22 protein-coding genes are annotated in these 17,202 nt (G+C 40.0%); 11 read left to right on the plus strand and 11 right to left on the minus strand.

Annotated features, from left to right (window positions below; translation table 11 throughout):
* Nucleotides 1–101: 101 nt before the first annotated feature.
* Entirely contained in the window at nt 102–821 is a 720-nt protein-coding gene (locus tag ACZ5B7_RS13410) for a YebC/PmpR family DNA-binding transcriptional regulator (RefSeq protein ID WP_423802267.1), read from the plus strand.
* 169 nt (nt 822–990) lie between these two features.
* Here the strand turns inward: ACZ5B7_RS13410 and ACZ5B7_RS13415 are convergent, their stop codons facing one another.
* Together ACZ5B7_RS13415 and ACZ5B7_RS13420 are read right to left on the minus strand one after the other, a co-directional pair.
* Nucleotides 991–1,902, minus strand: a complete 912-nt coding sequence (locus ACZ5B7_RS13415; protein WP_464494122.1) for a DMT family transporter — start codon at nt 1,900–1,902, stop codon at nt 991–993.
* 128 nt (nt 1,903–2,030) lie between these two features.
* Nucleotides 2,031–2,822 (minus strand): GNAT family N-acetyltransferase, encoded by a 792-nt coding sequence (locus ACZ5B7_RS13420; protein WP_464494123.1) that lies wholly within the window; start codon nt 2,820–2,822, stop codon nt 2,031–2,033.
* A gap of 266 nt (nt 2,823–3,088) precedes the next feature.
* Here ACZ5B7_RS13420 and ACZ5B7_RS13425 point away from each other — a divergent pair, with 266 nt between their 5' ends.
* The 4 genes from ACZ5B7_RS13425 (at nt 3,089) to crcB (ACZ5B7_RS13440) (ending at nt 4,724) form a co-directional block, all read left to right on the plus strand.
* Nucleotides 3,089–3,598, plus strand: coding sequence for a YbaK/EbsC family protein (locus tag ACZ5B7_RS13425; RefSeq protein ID WP_464494124.1), 510 nt, complete (start codon nt 3,089–3,091; stop codon nt 3,596–3,598).
* A gap of 138 nt (nt 3,599–3,736) precedes the next feature.
* Nucleotides 3,737–3,877 carry a YrzI family small protein gene (locus ACZ5B7_RS13430; protein WP_464494125.1) on the plus strand — a complete coding sequence of 47 codons (141 nt, stop codon included), beginning with the start codon at nt 3,737–3,739 and terminating at the stop codon, nt 3,875–3,877.
* A gap of 113 nt (nt 3,878–3,990) precedes the next feature.
* On the plus strand, nt 3,991–4,359 hold the full coding sequence (gene crcB / locus ACZ5B7_RS13435) for a fluoride efflux transporter CrcB (RefSeq protein ID WP_464494126.1): 369 nt from the start codon (nt 3,991–3,993) through the stop codon (nt 4,357–4,359).
* A 2-nt stretch (nt 4,360–4,361) separates the two neighbouring features.
* Nucleotides 4,362–4,724, plus strand: coding sequence for a fluoride efflux transporter CrcB (gene crcB, locus ACZ5B7_RS13440; RefSeq protein WP_464494127.1), 363 nt, complete (start codon nt 4,362–4,364; stop codon nt 4,722–4,724).
* A 19-nt stretch (nt 4,725–4,743) separates the two neighbouring features.
* On the opposite strand, the gene ACZ5B7_RS13445 is transcribed toward crcB (ACZ5B7_RS13440), so the two are convergent.
* A complete protein-coding gene (locus ACZ5B7_RS13445) occupies nt 4,744–5,760 on the minus strand; it encodes a DUF3231 family protein (protein WP_464494128.1) in 1,017 nt (338 codons plus the stop codon).
* Between the two features lie 231 nt (nt 5,761–5,991).
* Here ACZ5B7_RS13445 and pdxR point away from each other — a divergent pair, with 231 nt between their 5' ends.
* Nucleotides 5,992–7,404 (plus strand): MocR-like pyridoxine biosynthesis transcription factor PdxR, encoded by a 1,413-nt coding sequence (gene pdxR / locus ACZ5B7_RS13450; protein WP_464494129.1) that lies wholly within the window; start codon nt 5,992–5,994, stop codon nt 7,402–7,404.
* A gap of 176 nt (nt 7,405–7,580) precedes the next feature.
* Here pdxR and ACZ5B7_RS13455 read toward each other — a convergent pair whose 3' ends face one another.
* A complete protein-coding gene (locus ACZ5B7_RS13455) occupies nt 7,581–7,985 on the minus strand; it encodes a hypothetical protein (protein WP_423802275.1) in 405 nt (134 codons plus the stop codon).
* Nucleotides 7,986–8,156: 171 nt separating this feature from the next.
* Here ACZ5B7_RS13455 and ACZ5B7_RS13460 point away from each other — a divergent pair, with 171 nt between their 5' ends.
* From ACZ5B7_RS13460 to ACZ5B7_RS13475, 4 genes are all read left to right on the plus strand, one after another.
* Nucleotides 8,157–9,749, plus strand: a complete 1,593-nt coding sequence (locus tag ACZ5B7_RS13460) for a long-chain-fatty-acid--CoA ligase (RefSeq protein WP_464494130.1) — start codon at nt 8,157–8,159, stop codon at nt 9,747–9,749.
* Between the two features lie 224 nt (nt 9,750–9,973).
* On the plus strand, nt 9,974–11,131 hold the full coding sequence (locus tag ACZ5B7_RS13465) for an acyltransferase family protein (protein ID WP_464494131.1): 1,158 nt from the start codon (nt 9,974–9,976) through the stop codon (nt 11,129–11,131).
* Nucleotides 11,132–11,201: 70 nt separating this feature from the next.
* Nucleotides 11,202–11,642 carry an SRPBCC family protein gene (locus ACZ5B7_RS13470; protein WP_464494132.1) on the plus strand — a complete coding sequence of 147 codons (441 nt, stop codon included), beginning with the start codon at nt 11,202–11,204 and terminating at the stop codon, nt 11,640–11,642.
* Between the two features lie 35 nt (nt 11,643–11,677).
* Nucleotides 11,678–11,923, plus strand: a complete 246-nt coding sequence (locus ACZ5B7_RS13475) for a hypothetical protein (protein WP_464494133.1) — start codon at nt 11,678–11,680, stop codon at nt 11,921–11,923.
* 56 nt (nt 11,924–11,979) lie between these two features.
* Here the strand turns inward: ACZ5B7_RS13475 and ACZ5B7_RS13480 are convergent, their stop codons facing one another.
* Nucleotides 11,980–12,840, minus strand: coding sequence for a DUF4405 domain-containing protein (locus tag ACZ5B7_RS13480; protein WP_464494134.1), 861 nt, complete (start codon nt 12,838–12,840; stop codon nt 11,980–11,982).
* Between the two features lie 194 nt (nt 12,841–13,034).
* Here ACZ5B7_RS13480 and ACZ5B7_RS13485 point away from each other — a divergent pair, with 194 nt between their 5' ends.
* Entirely contained in the window at nt 13,035–13,472 is a 438-nt protein-coding gene (locus tag ACZ5B7_RS13485) for an N-acetyltransferase family protein (RefSeq protein WP_464494135.1), read from the plus strand.
* Between the two features lie 33 nt (nt 13,473–13,505).
* Here ACZ5B7_RS13485 and ACZ5B7_RS13490 read toward each other — a convergent pair whose 3' ends face one another.
* The 6 genes from ACZ5B7_RS13490 to ACZ5B7_RS13515 form a co-directional block, all read right to left on the minus strand.
* Complete coding sequence (locus ACZ5B7_RS13490) at nt 13,506–14,612, minus strand: ion channel (RefSeq protein WP_464494136.1); 1,107 nt, start codon at nt 14,610–14,612, stop codon at nt 13,506–13,508.
* Nucleotides 14,613–14,716: 104 nt separating this feature from the next.
* Nucleotides 14,717–15,334 carry an RraA family protein gene (locus ACZ5B7_RS13495; protein ID WP_464494137.1) on the minus strand — a complete coding sequence of 206 codons (618 nt, stop codon included), beginning with the start codon at nt 15,332–15,334 and terminating at the stop codon, nt 14,717–14,719.
* 134 nt (nt 15,335–15,468) lie between these two features.
* Nucleotides 15,469–15,702: a hypothetical protein gene (locus ACZ5B7_RS13500; protein ID WP_464494138.1), complete on the minus strand. Its 234-nt coding sequence runs from the start codon at nt 15,700–15,702 to the stop codon at nt 15,469–15,471.
* A gap of 44 nt (nt 15,703–15,746) precedes the next feature.
* Complete coding sequence (locus tag ACZ5B7_RS13505; RefSeq protein ID WP_464494139.1) at nt 15,747–15,989, minus strand: hypothetical protein; 243 nt, start codon at nt 15,987–15,989, stop codon at nt 15,747–15,749.
* Nucleotides 15,990–16,002: 13 nt separating this feature from the next.
* Nucleotides 16,003–16,251: a hypothetical protein gene (locus ACZ5B7_RS13510; protein WP_464494140.1), complete on the minus strand. Its 249-nt coding sequence runs from the start codon at nt 16,249–16,251 to the stop codon at nt 16,003–16,005.
* A 259-nt stretch (nt 16,252–16,510) separates the two neighbouring features.
* Entirely contained in the window at nt 16,511–17,188 is a 678-nt protein-coding gene (locus tag ACZ5B7_RS13515; protein ID WP_464494141.1) for an SOS response-associated peptidase, read from the minus strand.
* Nucleotides 17,189–17,202: the final 14 nt, after the last annotated feature.

The raw sequence follows: 17,202 nt of genomic DNA on the forward strand, positions 1-17,202 counted from the left end.
AGAAAATAGACTTCCAATAAGCAATTTTTGAAAAGGATGAATCGTAACAGCTTTTTCATAAATTATTTTGGATAGATTCAAACCAGAAAGAGAGTGTTCATATGGGTCGTAAATGGAACAATATCAAGGATAAAAAAGCAGCAAAGGACGCTAACACGAGTCGTATTTATGCTAAATTCGGCCGTGAAATCTACGTGGCAGCACGTCGCGGAGAACCAGATCCAGAGGCCAATCAGGGTTTAAAATTCGTCCTAGAGCGTGCTAAGACTTACAGCGTGCCAAGGCATATTATTGACAAGGCGATTGATAAAGCTAAAGGCGGTTCTGATGAGAGCTTTGATGAACTTCGTTATGAAGGCTTTGGTCCGAATGGCTCGATGATTATTGTTGATGCCTTAACTAATAACGTAAATCGCACTGCTTCGGAGGTCCGCGCCGCATTTGGAAAAAATGGCGGAAACATGGGTGTCAGCGGTTCTGTAGCTTATATGTTTGATGCTACAGCAGTAATCGGAGTAGAAGGCAAATCCGAAGAAGAAGTTCTTGAACTTCTAATGGAAGCAGACGTAAACGTCCGTGACGTGGTAGAGGAAGACGATCAGGTGATTGTGTATGCGGAACCAGACCAATTCCATGCCATGCAGGAAGCGTTCAAAGCTGCAGGTATTACTGAGTTTACAACTGCCGAGCTTACTATGCTTGCGCAAAACGAGGTTGAACTTCCAGAAGATGCGGTGGCTAAGTTCGAGAAATTAATTGATACGCTTGAAGATCTTGATGATGTTCAACAGGTTTATCATAACGTTGATTTAGGGGAATAATAAATGAAAACTCGCCAATTGGCGAGTCCGATAGGACGGTTCATGAGGCGTAGTTGAATTTATGCGTTAAGAAAGTATTAAGCTTTCGACAGAAAGTTAATACTTTCTTATTAGCCAAAACAGAGGATAACCCAAAGGAGTCGTCATTCAACGACCCTTTGGGTTATCCTTATTTTTTTACAGCCGATAAAATAAATATTGTTGCAATGATGGCGAAGGAGCCAAGCCACTCAGCGGGTCCAAACGAAACCTGCAGCCAAGCAACAGATAAAAAGGCTGCCGATAAAGGTTCTGCGGAAGCAAGAAGACTCGCTTCTGATGCATTAATATACTTCATGCTTTCCATGTAACAGAAAAAAGCGATGATTGTTCCGAAAATGATGACAAACACCATCGCCAAAAATGACGTTCCGGACCAATCACCATGAAACTGCCATGGTCGATAGACAAAGCTGAAGACGATACCGCCGATCATCATTCCCCATCCAACCGTAATGAGCGACCCCCACTTTGCAAGCAGGCGGCCCGGGTATAGTGTGTAAAAAGCAAGCGCAAATGCTGAAAGAATTCCCCAAGCAAAACCAGGTACAGAGATTGCTAACGCATGAATATTCCCTTTTGTAACTAGCAAAAATGTTCCGCCCAATGCGAACAAAATGGCTATCACTTCAAGCTTTGACGGTAATTTTTTTTCCCTCATACAAAGGTAAGAAGCAATCATAACAGGTGCCAAGTATTGAAGGACCGTTGCGGCAGCTGCATTACTATACTCAATCGCTGCAAAATAGGTATACTGAGCGGCAAGCATGCCGAAGATTCCAAACAAGACAAGCTGGACCACATCCTGTTTGTTTTTCCAGACATTCCATATATTTTGCTTCGCAACAGTTTGTGCAAAAAATAATAATCCTGTCCCGGAAAGAAGGAGTCGAATGACAACCGTCCAACCTGAGTTAAAGCCTTTATTGTGAAATAAATATTGGGCAACTGTACCGGAAGCGCCCCAGCAGACAGCTGCGATAATCACCAATATAATGCCCTTTGCCCGTGGATATGGCAAAACTACACCATGCGAATTCATTTGTATCCCCCCAAAGGTGTTTCTAAGCTCTCAATCTCTTAATATTACAAAAGTTTCAAACGTTTTAAAAGGGGGAATTTGTCCCTACCTAACTTCGTTTAAACTAATTATTTGATTAGGGAACACAATTAGCTGCCTCTGATTTCCATCACGCTTTTTCCAGACAAAAAAGCATGCCCTGTAATAAATTTTCCTAACGATTGAAATCCGTATTTGGCATATACATTCTCAACCCGCTCATCGATAGGAAAAACCCACAAGTTCTCCAAGCCTTTTTTCTTTACTTCTTCTTGAAGAAAATAAATGAGGTCGCCGATTAAGCCTTTGCCGCGATATTCTTCAAGTGTGGCAACGTGTTCCAAACGGACTTGATTCCCATTCTCGAACAAACAGGCAGTGGAGCAGGCAATGCCATCCAACTTAAGCAGATAGCGGCTGAATGCTGGGTGTTTAAACTCTAGGGCAAAGGCTTTTTCCCGCACCCCCCGGCCGCCAAACTCTTTAATTTGGCATTCGATTTCTAATGCATCTGTATAATTGGCCTCTGTAACTCTCTCTATTTGTATTCTGTTATTTTGCTGTCGTGATGTTAATTCTTTATTCCAAATTTGGACAGGGGAGACGAGCTCTTCATATCGAAAGCCGCTGGCATACAATTCTTTGATTAAAGGTCCTTGATTTTCAATATTGAAGATGTAGAATCTTGGGGTCAAGTTTCTTTTTTGATAAAAATCAAGTACCTCTTCAATGACAAACTTTGGATCAGAAGGAGCTTCATGGATATGCGCATGATTGGCATCATAATAGGCTGGCTGATTTTCATTATGAAACAAATACCCCCAGGATGTGTCGATTCTATTCGTAAAGGTATCTAAATAAGCAATGTCTAATTCTAATACTTTACTAAATAATGAATTCACTTAATTACCTCCCAATTGTTTATTTATTTCCATTAAATCATAATAAGTGATGGAGAGACTACAAAAATAGGCAAATGTCCCTAATCCCAGTGTGATTGCAAATATATATCAATTTTATATTGTTTAAGTAGATAAATGATAGCAGTATCTAACAATATAGTTGCAGGTGTCCCTAAGTGCTGAAAAGCTTCAAAGATAAGCATTTGTTTTGCGTCACGAAAATTGTTATGATACTTCATAAAATTGATGGGAAAGGATGGAATAGGATGTCTTTAGAAAGTGTGAAAGCCCATTTCAAGCAATGGGGACGGGAACAGGATGTGATGGAGTTTGATTCGTCGAGTGCAACAGTGGATCTTGCTGCTGATACCATCGGCGTTATTCCGGCGCGTATTGGTAAAACTTTGTCCTTCAGAGGGGAAGAAGAAAAAGCCATTCTGGTTGTGGCGGCCGGAGATGCAAAAATTGATAATAAAAAATTTAGGCAGACTTTTGGCTTTAAAGCCCGCATGTTATCTGCCGAAGAAGTGTTGGAACAAACGGGACATGCTGTAGGCGGTGTATGTCCATTTGGTTTGAAAAATGATTTAGATGTGTATTTAGATGTTTCCATGAAACGTTTTGAAACTCTCTTTCCAGCTTGCGGAAGCGCAAATTCTGCAATCGAGTTGACCAGTGATGAAATTTTTGAATATTCCTTCGCCAAGGATTGGGTCGATGTTTGCAAAGATTGGGAAGGGGCAGAGCTTCCGGAAAAGGTAGCAGTACGCAGCTAAAAAGATTTATTCTGTACTTAAAATGTTCAAACGAGACTAAAGGAGTAGGAAAATCTCCATCATAGTCACGATTTTAGAAATGGGAAATCCTTCTATACTAGAGATAAATAAAGGAAACCTTAGAAGGAGGAACTCAAAATGAACTTGAATATGTTGTTTTTTACCATAACAATAAAAAAACGCAATGTGACCATGAAAGAGGCCGAACACCAAGAGTTGGTCGATCAGCTATATGAGGAACATAAGAACCGGCAAATTTCCTCACATTTATTTTTTTAAAATAGGGAATCTTTCTTTTTCAAAAATCAGGGTTTATAATAAATTTGTTGTTATCTCCTGCGGGGTGTTTCCTTGCAGGAGTTTTTTATATCGAAGCCAAGGGGGCATTTCATTTGGTTTATTTTTTAGTGGGCATTGCCGGGGCGCTAGGTGCAATCTTAAGGTATTTGATAGGGATTGCGCTGTTTAAAGGTGGTTCTTTTCCTTTTTCCACTTTAACCATTAACTTAATCGGGAGTTTTCTGCTGGCGTGGTTTACGACTAATTTGTTTAAACGGGTTTCGTTGCCACCTATGATTACAACTGCGATTGGGACAGGGTTCGTCGGCTCATTTACCACATTTTCCACGCTCAGTGTTGAAACCGTCCAATTGTTTCATCATGGAAAAGTTATTTTAGGCGTATTATACATTGCTATTAGTGTTATCGGTGGTCTTATAATGAGCCGATTAGGATTTAAATACAGTGAGGCGGTGCAATAATCATGACAATTGTCCATTTAATAATGGTCGGATTAGGGGGGTTTTTTGGCGCAATTGCCCGTTTTTTGATAATCAAGCAGTTAAATGCAAAGGAAGCAATTCCGCTAGGAACTTTAACTGTTAATTTGGCCGGCGCATTTCTTCTAGGAATAATTAGCGGGGCAAAGGCCGACCCAACGATCGCCCTATTATTTGGAACCGGGTTCATGGGAGCCTTTACCACATTTTCTACGTTAAAATTGGAAATGCTACAATTCCTTTTGAAAAAACAAAAATGGCAATTTTATCTTTATACATCCTTAACCTACATAATCGGAATTTTTCTTGCTTACTTGGGATATTTATTGGGTAGCCAATTTCAATAAAGAAAAGTTCGGATTAAGTTTACCCTTCCTTCTTTTTAGCCAGCATCTCTTTGTCTTTCGTCCCGGGCGGTTGTTCTAGCCAGCTGTTTTTGATCATAATATCGGCACCACTTTTAGCGAATTTGGCAATTTCCAGTGACAGACGGTCATACGTCTGGAATAAATCTGTTCGCTGGCTGGCTGATGCTGCAGTTGCATAATTCCCTGATCCGGCGGCACTTAACAGTGCCATATGGTACATCATAAGTTTTTCTGAGAACACTTGTATAGTGGAATCTGTGAATCCAATATCTGAAGATTCAGGTGTTTGTAAATTATTTTCCAGTAAAGTTTGCGCAAAAATCGTGACATGTTTTTGTGAAATTTCTTTTCCTCGTAGCATGAACTCCTGAACTTCCTTAGATGGTGAGGTTTGTGCGAAACTAAGAGAGATTTTTGCACCAATTGAATTAGTATGCACATTTAAAAATAAATGAGAAATCTCAATAGCATTTAACGGTCTTTTGTCACCGAATAGATTTAGCCCACTCAAATATTTTTTGCTGTCGATGTAGTCGGTTTCTGCTGGAACCTCAATATAAGGAGACCGAATGAACAAACCTTTGCTTAACAAAACCTCCGAACTATTGTTATAAAGAGATGCTGTTTCTGTTAAGGCTGTTGTGAAAAAGGAACGAATGTCTTCCCTGGCGCTCATGGCGAGCATACCGCTAAAAGCTAGCATGCCAGCTTTTGCCATGTGATTGACATAGCTTATACAATAAGAGTCAGTATATAGCCTTGGGGCGTTCAAGTTTACATCATTTTCGTTAAAGGCATTAGGTGCGGCAAAATTTTCTTTTTTAAATAGGGTAGTTAAAAAATCAAGGTGGGTCTCGGAAATGCCCAGGGCCATCTGAATAATCGGTTTGATATCTTCATCTTCAAGATGCTTCAGGATATAGGTTAAAACACACTTTGACATACAATCGTTTATATAGGTGGTCCAAACACAGGCAATTTCAGATGCTGTAAGCTTAATATTGGCATGATTCATTTACATGACCCCATTTCACAATATGTCATAGTTATATTATTTACAAAATTTCCTTTTTCATGAAAAAAAGCAGGAACAATCCCTCTTTGTTGGAAAAATTTTAGAGATTAAGTTACGGATTCACAAAGAGAAAATTTTAGATGTGAACTCAAGTTTAATTGGTAAACTGGTATAATCAAAGATATCAGATTAAATGATTTTAGTAGGGTCAGCTTTTGGAGGGGATTGGCAATGCTTGAGGTAATGCCTGTATTGGATCATAAAAGCCCAACACCTTTATATATGCAGCTTGCGAACTTTATCAAAGATGAAATTTTTAAAGGTAATATTAAACCTCTGGAAAAATTGCCATCCAAACGAAATTTGGCTAAATATTTGGGACTAAGTCTAAACACGGTTCAGTCTGCCTTTGACCAGCTTTGTGCGGAAGGGTTTTTGGAAAGCCGTCCGCGTTCAGGTTTGTTTGTTGTTGAGCTGCTGGAGGATTTAATGGTCAGTCATGATAAGGTGGAGCCTGTAAGGATGGTTGAGGAGCTGACGGATCCTGCTGTAAAAATAGATTTTAATTCGGGAAAGGTCGACCTTGAACATTTTCCATTCAGTTTATGGAGAAGGCTGTCGGTTCAAGCCTTATATGAGGATCAGGGGGATTTGTTTTATACCGGCAATCCGCAAGGGGAAAGGTTGCTTCGCGAGGAAATTGCCAAGTATTTATTTCAGTCTAGGGGTGTTCGTTGCAAAGCTGAGCAAATTGTTGTTGGTGCGGGAACACAGGTATTGATGGGACTCCTTTGTTTAGTAATCGGCAGGGATGAAATTTATGCCTTGGAGAACCCTGGATTTCACCGGACAAGGGCAGTTTTGCAAGATTTAGGTGTTAGAACTGTTCCGGTTCCTTTGGATGAAGAAGGGATTGCTGTAGAATGTTTGCGCGGGAGCGGCGCCCGTGTCGTGTATGTCACTCCATCCCATCAGTTCCCGCTGGGAATGGTTATGCCAATTGCTCGACGAATGGAATTGTTGAAATGGGCGGAAGAAAGGGACGGATACATTATTGAGGATGATTACGACGGGGAATACCGATATAAAGGAAAATCGATTCCAGCTTTGCAAGGGCTGGATTCATCCGGAAGAGCTGTTTATTTAGGCACCTTTTCAAAGTCGTTGATACCATCCTTGCGAATCAGTTATATGGTCCTGCCTGAAGAACTGCTGGCCAGGTACAGGGAGCAATTCACCATTTATAAACAAACGGTCTCACGGCTCCATCAGGATACGCTTTATCGTTTTATGCACGACGGACACTGGCAAACCCATTTAAATAAAATGAGGACACTTTACCGGAGAAAGCAAGCCTCCCTGATTTCAGCGATTCATGATTTTATGGGTGAATGGGTGAAGGTAATCGGTGAAAAGTCGGGTTTGCATATTGTTTTGGACGTTAGGAATGGCATGGGGGAGGAGGAGTTGGTACGGAGGGCAATGGCTGCTGGAGTAAAGGTGTATCCGTTGTCTGTTTATGATGCGGAGTTAGCTGGCGGGGTGGATTCGATGGTTTTACTTGGGTACGGCGGGCTGTCAGAGAATCAAATTAAAGAGGGGATACGGGTTCTGGCTGATGCATGGGGGATAACAAAAAAGTAGAAAGGGGAAAGGTTAACAGAAATTGGGTATAGGACAAAATTGCTTTGGCAAAGAGGAAGGATTTCAAAAGGGAAGTGTCCTTCATGAAGTAATGAAAATCAAAACGAAAAAACGCCTGGAAGTCCCAAGCGATTACAAAAAAATGAAATTTACCCATAAAAATCTTCTGTCTGTATTTATCGCGGTGTCACTGGTTTTACCGAGATAGCAGGGGAAAGAGAAGTAACAATACAGCCCTCTAGTTGATTTGGCTTTATTAATCCCAGTTCGAGCGCCGCTTTTATTTTTGAATCATCGGGCTTCTTCACCAATTGGATGAGGTCGTTCAATTGCATTTCCTCCAACCTTTTCACCGTTTCCGCCTCATGGAATTTTTCCATTTTGCGAATCTGCCTTTGCAATTTATAACCGCTCACCGTAATTTCGCCCTTCATGTCCTTTCCTACTAAATTATTAAAATAGCTTTGAAACACTTCCTTTAATTCATCCATTTCCAGTTCGATTTCTTTTTTCTTTTTGTTTAGTTCGTAATATTTGACTAACATCTCACCAGTAATCAAGGAATCATTGCTTTTAAGCATTTCCTCGCCCTCCTCTACGAACGTATATTCTATTTTATGGGATTTTCCAGCAGATTAGTACTTAGGTGCAATTATTTATTTTTAGACAAATTTTTGTATTTTTATTTAAAAATTGTATGATAGAATAATATTATGTTGGAATATTCTAAAATTTAAAAAGAGGTGAAAAAAATGAATGTACCTTTAATACTTCCGGAATTTTTAGATCGTGCCGTTTCTCTTTATGGAGACAAGCAGGCTGTTTTTTGCGATGAACGCCAATTTACATATGCTGAGCTGAATGGCAGAGTAAACCAGCTTTCTCATGGGTTAAGGGAATTAGGTGTAGAAAAAGGGGAACGGGTTGCATATCTTGCGCCAAACACTGTTGAAATGCTTGAAGGTTTTTATGGCATTTTCCAGCTTGGGGCCATCATGGTGCCGCTCAATATCCGCTTGAAACCTGAGGATTACTTGTTTATTTTAAATCATAGTGAATCCAAAGTACTGCTGGTTGACCAGGATTTGTACCAATTAATCACTCCAATTAAAGAGCAGCTCGAAACAGTCAAACACATTATTGTTCAATATAAAGATGAACAAACCGATGAGGTAGATTATGAGAAATGGCTGGCAGGCTACCCATCAGGGAATTTCAATCGCGCGGAACTTGATGAAAATGACGTCTGCAGTCTTCTTTATACAAGCGGCACAACAGGAAACCCTAAAGGGGTTATGCTTACGCACCGCAATAATTATCTACACGCGTTAAGCACGATGCACCATCTGCGTGTCAGCGACCGAGATGTCTATCTTCATGTTCTTCCGATGTTCCATGTGAACGGCTGGGGCTCGCCATTTTATTATACGGCAAATGGTGCGACACATGTTTGTTTGAAAAAGGCTACTCCTGAATCAATTTTTCAGGCCATCCAGGAACATAAGGTGACAGTGCTGCACATGGCACCAACCGTGCTGAATTCTTTGCTGCAATACTATGAAAAAAATAAACCGGCAATAGAGCATGACGTTCGCGTGGTTATAGCGGGTTCTGCACCGCCGCCGGCGTTCGTGACCCGCGTTGAACAAGAGCTTGGCTGGGAGTTTATTCAGGTGTACGGAATGACAGAATCTACGCCTCTTAGCTTGGTTTCAACAATCCGCTCGGAGCTTACACACTTGTCACCCGAAACGAAAGCACGCATCAAAGCAAAAGCGGGTTATCCAATGATTGGTTCTGATGTTAGAGTAGTCAACGAGCATGGAGAAGAGGTAGCCCATAACGGTCAGGAGATTGGTGAAGTCGTCACAAGAAGCCACGGTGTTATGCTTGGCTATTGGAAAAACCAGGAGGCGACCATGGAAACAATCCGAAACGGCTGGCTCCACACGGGTGACATGGGAACGGTCGATGAATACGGTAATATCGAGATCGTTGACCGGAAAAAGGATATTATAATCAGCGGCGGAGAAAACATCTCTTCCATTGAAGTTGAAGGGGCGCTTTACGAGCATCCTGCGGTATTAGAGGCTGCCGTCATTGCAGTTCCTCATGAAAAATGGGGCGAAACTCCCCATGCATATGTAGTATTGCGCGAAGGTGCTGAAGTCAGCGAAGCGGACATCATTTCGTTTTCCCGTAAAAAATTGGCTCATTTTAAAGCGGTTACAGGTGTCACCTTTGTAAAAGAACTTCCGAAGACTGCCTCCGGAAAAATCCAAAAGGTTCACCTCCGGAATGAATACTGGAGCTCAAAAGGTAAAACAGGAAGGTTCGTTAACTAAAAAAGGTTCATAGAATTAATAAGCGGGTTGGATCTTTGTTTCCAGTCCGCTATTTTGTGTTTTCTACAAGAATGTCGTCCTACTACTTTTTCATAAAAGCATAATATGAAACTCCCATTATCGGGGGTTTTTTTCGTTTTTAGGAAAATTTTCCTTGTAAGAAGCAGTGGGAATCACTACAATAAATCTAGGAAAAAATTGGTTTTTAGGCTGGAGGAGTCTGATTGAGTGAGAATCGAAGATATGATATTGATTGGCTGAGAAATCTGGGAATCATGCTGTTGTTTCCTTTTCACTCCGCCAGGGTATTTGATTATTGGGATCCGTTTTATGTGAAAAGTGGGGAATTAAGCTGGGGGCTTAGTTGGTTCATTGCCGTAACCAGTTATTGGTTTATGCCGCTGCTCTTTTGGCTGGCAGGGTCAGCGAGCTGGTACGCCCTAAAGAGGAGGTCGAACCAGGAATACATAAAAGATCGCATTAGTCGATTGTTGACTCCCCTGATTTTTGGCGTTTTGTTTATCATTCCGCCACAGGGCTATTTTGCGAAATTAAATCACACAGGAGCAGCAGGGAATTATTTCACTTTTTTAAGAACATTTTTTACTGATTTCAGCGATTTATCCGGCTATTTTGGCACCTTCACACCGGCACACCTTTGGTTCATACTCTATTTATTTGTCCTTTCGGTTGTGGCCTTGCCGTTTTTCAACTTTTATAAAAATCCCCTGAGAAAAAGCAAAATAGAAAAATTTAATCAAGTATGCAGCAGATCATCTGTATTTTTCCTGCTATTCATTGGTTTGTTTGTGACACAGGCACTCCCGGCACCAGGCGGTCAAAATCCATTCTATTTCTTGGTGATTTTTATAATGGGCTTTATTACTTGTTCCCATCAAAGCTATCAAAATATGTTTAATCGTATTCGCGGGAAGGGACTTGCAGCACTGGTCGTTTTAGTTCCAACATGGGTTGTCCTGCTGCAAATGAATCAAGATGGGCCGATTTTTCCAGGTGTGGATATACTTATATCAGTTTTAAGAACCTTCAATGTTTGGTTAACGCTTGCGGTGATTTTGGGTTTCGGTCACAAATTTTTGAATTTTCCTCATAAGGCTATTCCGTATATGAATGAAGCGGCATTTCCTATCTATATTCTTCACCAGAGTGTGTTAGTTGTCATAGGTTACTATGTTTTAAAGATGAATCTTGGTACGATTCTGTCGTTTTTCTTCATTATGGTCCTGACTGTGCTTATTTCTTGGCTAATATATGAGTATATCATCAAGCGGACAGCCATTACGAGATGGATTTTCGGTGTGAAGGTGAAACCGAAACAAGATAAACAGATTTATTCAGATAGTGGACTAAGAAAAAGCTAAAATGGTATAAAATAAACTTTATGAGACGACCCTGATTATGTTAATACGTGAAAGAGAGAGTGGATTAGAAATGAATAATTTAACAAAGTTTCAAATTAAAAAGCCTGCCAAAGATGTATTTGAGGCCTTTGTCGATCCTTCTAAAATCGGGAATTTTTGGTTCTCTTCGAGTTCAGAAAGATGGGCAGCAGGAAAGACTATCAAATTGGAATATGATTTGTACAATGCTGAATTGGAAATTAAAGTGATTGAAGTAGAGGAGAATAATAAAATTGTCTTCCTTTGGGGCACGCCGGAGGACGAACATACTGTAACCATCAGCTTAAAAGAAATGGATTCGACCAGTACAAGTACAATTATTGAAATAACGGAAGAAGGCTTTCTAGAGAATGATGCTGCAGTAATACCTAATATCCTGGACAATAAAGAAGGGTGGGTATTTATGTTGACCTGTTTAAAAGCTTATCTGGAATTTGGAGTGAATCAATTACGTGGCGGATTGCTGAAATAATCATTATTCCAAGGGATTACAAAAGGAGATTCTCATTGACTAAACAAGAGACGTATAAACTGATTGTCTTGATTGAAAGGGTATATCCTCTCTTTGTGGCAAAAAATGAAACGGTCCAGCAATGGTTTATTGTTTGTGTCGAGTTAGATTACGAGTACGTACTTAGGAGGATTCATGAGCATATTCGAATAAGTCCTTATCCCCCTGCAATTATTGATATTCTTTCTAAAGAATGGAGAAGTAACAATTGGATGAATGAATATCGTCTCAAATTATCATAAGAAGTAAAAAAAGTCCGGAGCTACAACCGGACTTTTTTTTAATCACTAATACATTTTTATGTCATTTGAGGATGGGCCAATTTAGATTTCCGTTTTTTTCTTAAAATTCGCTTTTCTATATAATAAGTAGGTATGATGATCACTGCCCAAATCGCAAAATAGTTAAGAACTACGAGAAATGGGTTGCTTGATCCTCCATGTCCTTCTTTTCCATGAAATTTCTCATTTCGAAAATCTCCATTAGGAGGTCCTTGCTTTGTCATCGCAGTTGAGTTCTCTGTATTTAGGGTATTTCCATTATTAGATGTTTGAGTGCTTTGCTGCATTTGCATCGGTTTGAACTCACCCATGCTTAGTGTAGCTGTTGAAGCGAACCATTGAATTCCACCTGCTAAAATAGCGAGTGACAGGACAACGAATGCAATAACACCTTTCCTAAGTATCCCTTCCTTTGTTTTAAATGCCTTTTTACAGATACTCATTACCCACTGCCAATGTACACCAACATGAAGTCCAACTAATGCAAGTGTGGCATCAGCAGAGAATCCATGCAATTCACGAATAGTGTGATTTCCCTGAATGGCGAGGCTTGGTAATACAACCCTAGAAATTAATATGCCTGTGATAATAACACCTGCCATCGAAATTAACAACAGTACGTTTAAAAGATAACTAAATCGTGTTTTATTAGGAAGCTTAGGGTCAAAGATCTTACTTGTTGTATTGACCACCCAGCGATAGTTCAAGCCGATGTGTACTAGAATAGCAACTCCTATTACCAGTCCTGCAATTTCGTGAAACGGCAGTCCATCTAATACTCTTGGATTCATTAGCAGCACAAACGTGATAGCCATCAACAAATCGAGAACAATTTTCGTATAATTCTTTTTCATCTTAATTCCTCCGAATTCATTCATCCACCTTAACTGTTTCCCATTATGGTGCGTGAACCTTAAGAAATCCTTAAGCTAAAAAATAAATCCTTAATTTTTGTAAAAAGAACTTTTCATTTTTGGAGAAAAAAAAGACTATTAAAAATGAATCCAATTGAAGTACAATAAAGTGTACCAAAAATAGGAAACTGAGAATTTATAAGGGGGTGCGGAGAATTATGAATCTAATCAAAGCCACAATCAATGACCTGGATGCTGTAACGGAGCTTTTTGATTTATACAGACAATTTTACCAGCAATCGCCTGATTCCGAAGGAGCACGGGAGTTTTTAAAGACGAGAATATTAAATGGGGAATCGGTTATTTTCATCGCTTATGAAGGTGGGGAGGCGGTTGGCTTTACGCAGCTGTATCCAAGCTTTTCATCAGTTAGCATGAAGCGTTCTTGGATTTTGAATGATTTGTATGTGAAAAAAGAATACCGTGGCAAGGGTGCTGGTGAAAAATTAATTCATAAGGCAATTGAAATGGCACGGGATACTGGAGCAAAAGGTGTACTGCTTGAGACAGCCTCTGACAATATTCCTGCTCAAGGTCTTTATGAAAAAATTGGCTTCAAAAGAGAAACACATTATTTTTATTATTTTTCTATTTAGGGGTGGTGTTTTTCCCACCCCTTTTTTAAATAATTATTTTTCAACATGTGTAGTTAATTGGCTGATTGTTTCCTTATCACAAATGACAAACAGCTGGGCATCATCGGGAATCATTTGGTCCAGCTTTTGATTAATGTGCATGTCTCCCCGGTCGGCTACTAACGTTGCCCCTTGATTAAGCAGTTCAAAAAAAGCATCACGGTACGTTTTCCACTCCTTTTTTTTCGGAATCTCATACATGGAATCACCATACTGTGTACTCATTAATTCTGAATACATATGGGTAACGCCATGTGAGAATAATGAGCGGACGGCAGCGTGCGAAATCATTTCCTGGGTTGGAATAAATTCATCGACCTGAACATGTTTGAACAATTGGATATGGTTTTCATTGATAACTTCCGCCGTGACATGAATATCTTTTTTTAATTTTTCCTCAAGTGTTGTGATCGCGGTCGCCACTAATAAGGTTTTGCCGTCAACAAGAAGAGGGTCCTTGGTTAAAAAGTTATCCTGTGCAACCTGGTCGGCAAAAATGATTACACCCTTAGCTTTTGGAAGGTTGGCGTTCATGAGTGTTTCCTCGTCGGTCGCATCACCGCGGACATAAAATAGGTGTTCCTCGGAAATTGGAGCTTTTTCTAAATTATCAATAATGACGATATCCGTCTTTTTGTCTGTCTTAAGAATTTCCTTTACGGCTAATTTTGTTTTTGGGCTCCAGCCAATCAGAATAATATGATGTTTCCCTGTATATTTCATTTTTCCTCCAACCTTAAGCTTATCAATTACGTATACGGTATTAATGACTTTACCAACAAATACACTAATTAACCCAATGCCAGTGATATAAAGGAAGATGGTATAAATTTTTCCTGCATCTGTTACTGGCGCATAGTCACCGAAACCTACAGTTGCCAGCGTGGTTAATACCCAATATATTGAGGTAATGTACGATTCAAAGGTTTTTGGTTCTATCCAGAAAATCCCAAGCGCCGCCAATAATATGTATAAAAGTACAAAAGGGACTAATATTTTATCCCTGAGCATAATTAAATGATAAAGAATCTTTTTAATCTTCATCCCCACAAGCAACCATCCCAGCCAAAAATCTACATTTATAATCTTTATATTTCCCAAACTTCGCCAAATAAGTATACGAATTGAAAACGGTCAGGCACCATTTTAAAGGAGGATCAAAAAATATAAAACCCCCATTCCTAAATAGGAAAAAGGGGGCATTTTTATTTAGAAAGCATTTCATCCAAATGTTTAATAATCGCTTCACGATTGCCGGAAATCTTTTCTTCTCTTAGCTGGTCTTTTTTCAATTTGTTTTGAGATTTAGTTAAAATCTCTTGTTCAATTGATTGAGGGACGACAACTACTCCATCGGCATCTCCAACAACGATGTCACCAGGGTTTATCGTGACTCCACCGCAGGAAATCGGCACATTGATTTCACCGACACCTGCTTTGCCGCTTGCAGCGACCGCCGTTCCTCGGGAGAAAACAGGGAAGTTTAATTCTTTAATACCCACAATATCACGGATGACACCATCAACCACTAAGCCGCCGATTCCGAGGGTCTGCATCATGCCGACAACAAAATCGCCGGCAATGGCACGGTATTGGTCTCCTTTGGCATCGACAACCAAGATATCACCCGGCTGAGCGTTACGAATCGCTTTTAAAACGGCCAAATTTTCACCGACTGGGATCTTGACAGTAAAGGCCCGCCCTGCAAGCTTGTACTCTTCCTTAAGTGGTTTAATGGAAGGGTGGAGGTTATTTAAACCATCCGTTCCATCGGAAATGCAGGTTGTCGGCAGATTCTTAAATTCGTTTAGTAGGTTATCCATACTAGCGATTCTCCTTTATGTAAAGTTTCCTTTATTATACTACTATTCTAACAAATTGGAATATTAGGAAAGCACTATTGAAGAAGAACATAAAAATGGCCGCCGGAAGAAAGCCAGACGGCCATATCGATTTACTATATAAAACTGCTTTTTCCTGTCCAGCTGTCACTGATATCTTGGTCATATACCGTACAAATCGGAATATAAAGCGGAACAAAGTCGCCGTTTTGCTCTCCATAGCCTTGATTCCGTTTATAGGAAACAAATTGGTCGATAAATAGATTGGGGCCCATGTTCATGACGGAGGCGTGGTCGAAAACATTAATTTTTATATCACCAAGATTGATGTTCATTGGTGCAAAAATCAAAAGGTTCACCTCAATGTAAAGTGGATTTTTTTCCCTAATGCCATTTAGATAACACTGTTTTTTACTGTCGGGCTATCACTAATGTCCGGATCAATGACGTAGTTAATCGGAATGTTGACAGGGGAGATATCACCGTTTTGTTCGCCGACTCCTTGGTTTCTTTTATAAGATAGAAACTGATCGATAAATTGGTTCGGTCCAAAGTTGATCACAGAGGTATTATCCACTGTGTTAATCTTAAAACCAATGAAATTAATGGCCATAGGTGCAATATTCAAACCAATCACTCCTGTTCAATTTTTAGGCGTGCGGCCCCGGCTTGGGTTCGCTTTTAATCGAAGGCATATCAATCATTTCATCATCAAATATGATTCCGATAGGAAAAACGGTTGTAGAATCATCGGCCATCTGCTGGCCGAATCCCTGATTTTTCTTCCCAACTGTATTGATGCCCAAATAAATATTTTGACCAAAGGAAACAGCGCTCTTATTGTCAGGGGTGCCAACTTTTAAATAACAAATATTCAAATTTGTAGGAATGAAAACCAATCATCTCACCTCTAAAAACAAAAGGTATCAACAAGTCACTGCAATTTAGTGGGGGTGCCCCTGGTATTTGCTGATGGTATTTTACATTGTATTCACTTTATATGTGATACAGACCATTTATACGGATGGGTTTTCGGACAAAAAAAAGAAAGTGGCTTCCGGCCACTTAAAGAAGGAAAAACTTAATGGGTTAGTACATCATATGAAAGAATGTGGACGTGCATATAGGCAACTTGTCCATAGTCGGAAAAAATGTGCGTTAGCATATTTTTTGAATGAGATCAATCGAGTTGTTTTTTGGAGAGTTTACAAGCGAAGAGACCTCGTATGCTTCCATCTGATCTTTATTAAATGACACCAGGAATTGATTAAGGAAATTCGTATCCGTAATCGAGGGGTCAAGCCATTTATGTTCGTCCTCCGGTTTTAAAATGACCGGCATTCGGTCATGAATATCCTTCATCAATTCGTTCGGGGCTGTTGTTATGACAGAGCAGGAAAAGACAGATTGCCCTTCGGGGGATTTCCATTTGTCCCAAAGTCCGGCCATCGCAAAAAGGTTATCATCCTTCAGTTTAATCCGCATTGGTGTTTTCGTTTTATCATCATTTCGTTTCCACTCGTAAAAGCTATCCGCAATAATAAGGCAGCGCTTTTTCTTGAACGGCTTTTGGAAACTTGTTTTTTCTGTTAATGTTTCTGCCCGAGCATTGATCATTTTATGACCAATCGACATGTCCTTGGCCCAGGGAGGAATCAACCCCCATTTTAAAAAGCCCATCCTATTAGACGTGCCATCATTGATGATTGCCAATACCAGTTGAGAGGGGGCAATGTTAAAGCTTGGCAAATAATTTTCCTCGTCAAGGAAAGCTTGTATATCGAACCGGTCAAGAATCTGATCAATCGTTGCTGTTAAGGTAAATCGCCCGCACATACTTTTCACCTCAG

This window comes from Neobacillus sp. S1115 (assembly GCF_055385565.1).

Excerpts from the sequence above, each read along its gene's own strand:
- ACZ5B7_RS13410 (WP_423802267.1), top strand. The coding sequence starts at position 102 with ATGGGTCGTAAATGGAACAATATCAAGGATAAAAAAGCAGCAAAGGAC.
- ACZ5B7_RS13415 (WP_464494122.1), bottom strand. The coding sequence starts at position 1,902 with ATGAATTCGCATGGTGTAGTTTTGCCATATCCACGGGCAAAGGGCATT.
- ACZ5B7_RS13425 (WP_464494124.1), top strand. The coding sequence starts at position 3,089 with ATGTCTTTAGAAAGTGTGAAAGCCCATTTCAAGCAATGGGGACGGGAA.
- ACZ5B7_RS13430 (WP_464494125.1), top strand. The coding sequence starts at position 3,737 with ATGAACTTGAATATGTTGTTTTTTACCATAACAATAAAAAAACGCAAT.
- crcB (WP_464494127.1), top strand. The coding sequence starts at position 4,362 with ATGACAATTGTCCATTTAATAATGGTCGGATTAGGGGGGTTTTTTGGC.
- ACZ5B7_RS13445 (WP_464494128.1), bottom strand. The coding sequence starts at position 5,760 with ATGAATCATGCCAATATTAAGCTTACAGCATCTGAAATTGCCTGTGTT.
- pdxR (WP_464494129.1), top strand. The coding sequence starts at position 5,992 with ATGCTTGAGGTAATGCCTGTATTGGATCATAAAAGCCCAACACCTTTA.
- ACZ5B7_RS13455 (WP_423802275.1), bottom strand. The coding sequence starts at position 7,985 with ATGCTTAAAAGCAATGATTCCTTGATTACTGGTGAGATGTTAGTCAAA.
- ACZ5B7_RS13460 (WP_464494130.1), top strand. The coding sequence starts at position 8,157 with ATGAATGTACCTTTAATACTTCCGGAATTTTTAGATCGTGCCGTTTCT.
- ACZ5B7_RS13470 (WP_464494132.1), top strand. The coding sequence starts at position 11,202 with ATGAATAATTTAACAAAGTTTCAAATTAAAAAGCCTGCCAAAGATGTA.
- ACZ5B7_RS13480 (WP_464494134.1), bottom strand. The coding sequence starts at position 12,840 with ATGAATGAATTCGGAGGAATTAAGATGAAAAAGAATTATACGAAAATT.
- ACZ5B7_RS13485 (WP_464494135.1), top strand. The coding sequence starts at position 13,035 with ATGAATCTAATCAAAGCCACAATCAATGACCTGGATGCTGTAACGGAG.
- ACZ5B7_RS13495 (WP_464494137.1), bottom strand. The coding sequence starts at position 15,334 with ATGGATAACCTACTAAACGAATTTAAGAATCTGCCGACAACCTGCATT.
- ACZ5B7_RS13515 (WP_464494141.1), bottom strand. The coding sequence starts at position 17,188 with ATGTGCGGGCGATTTACCTTAACAGCAACGATTGATCAGATTCTTGAC.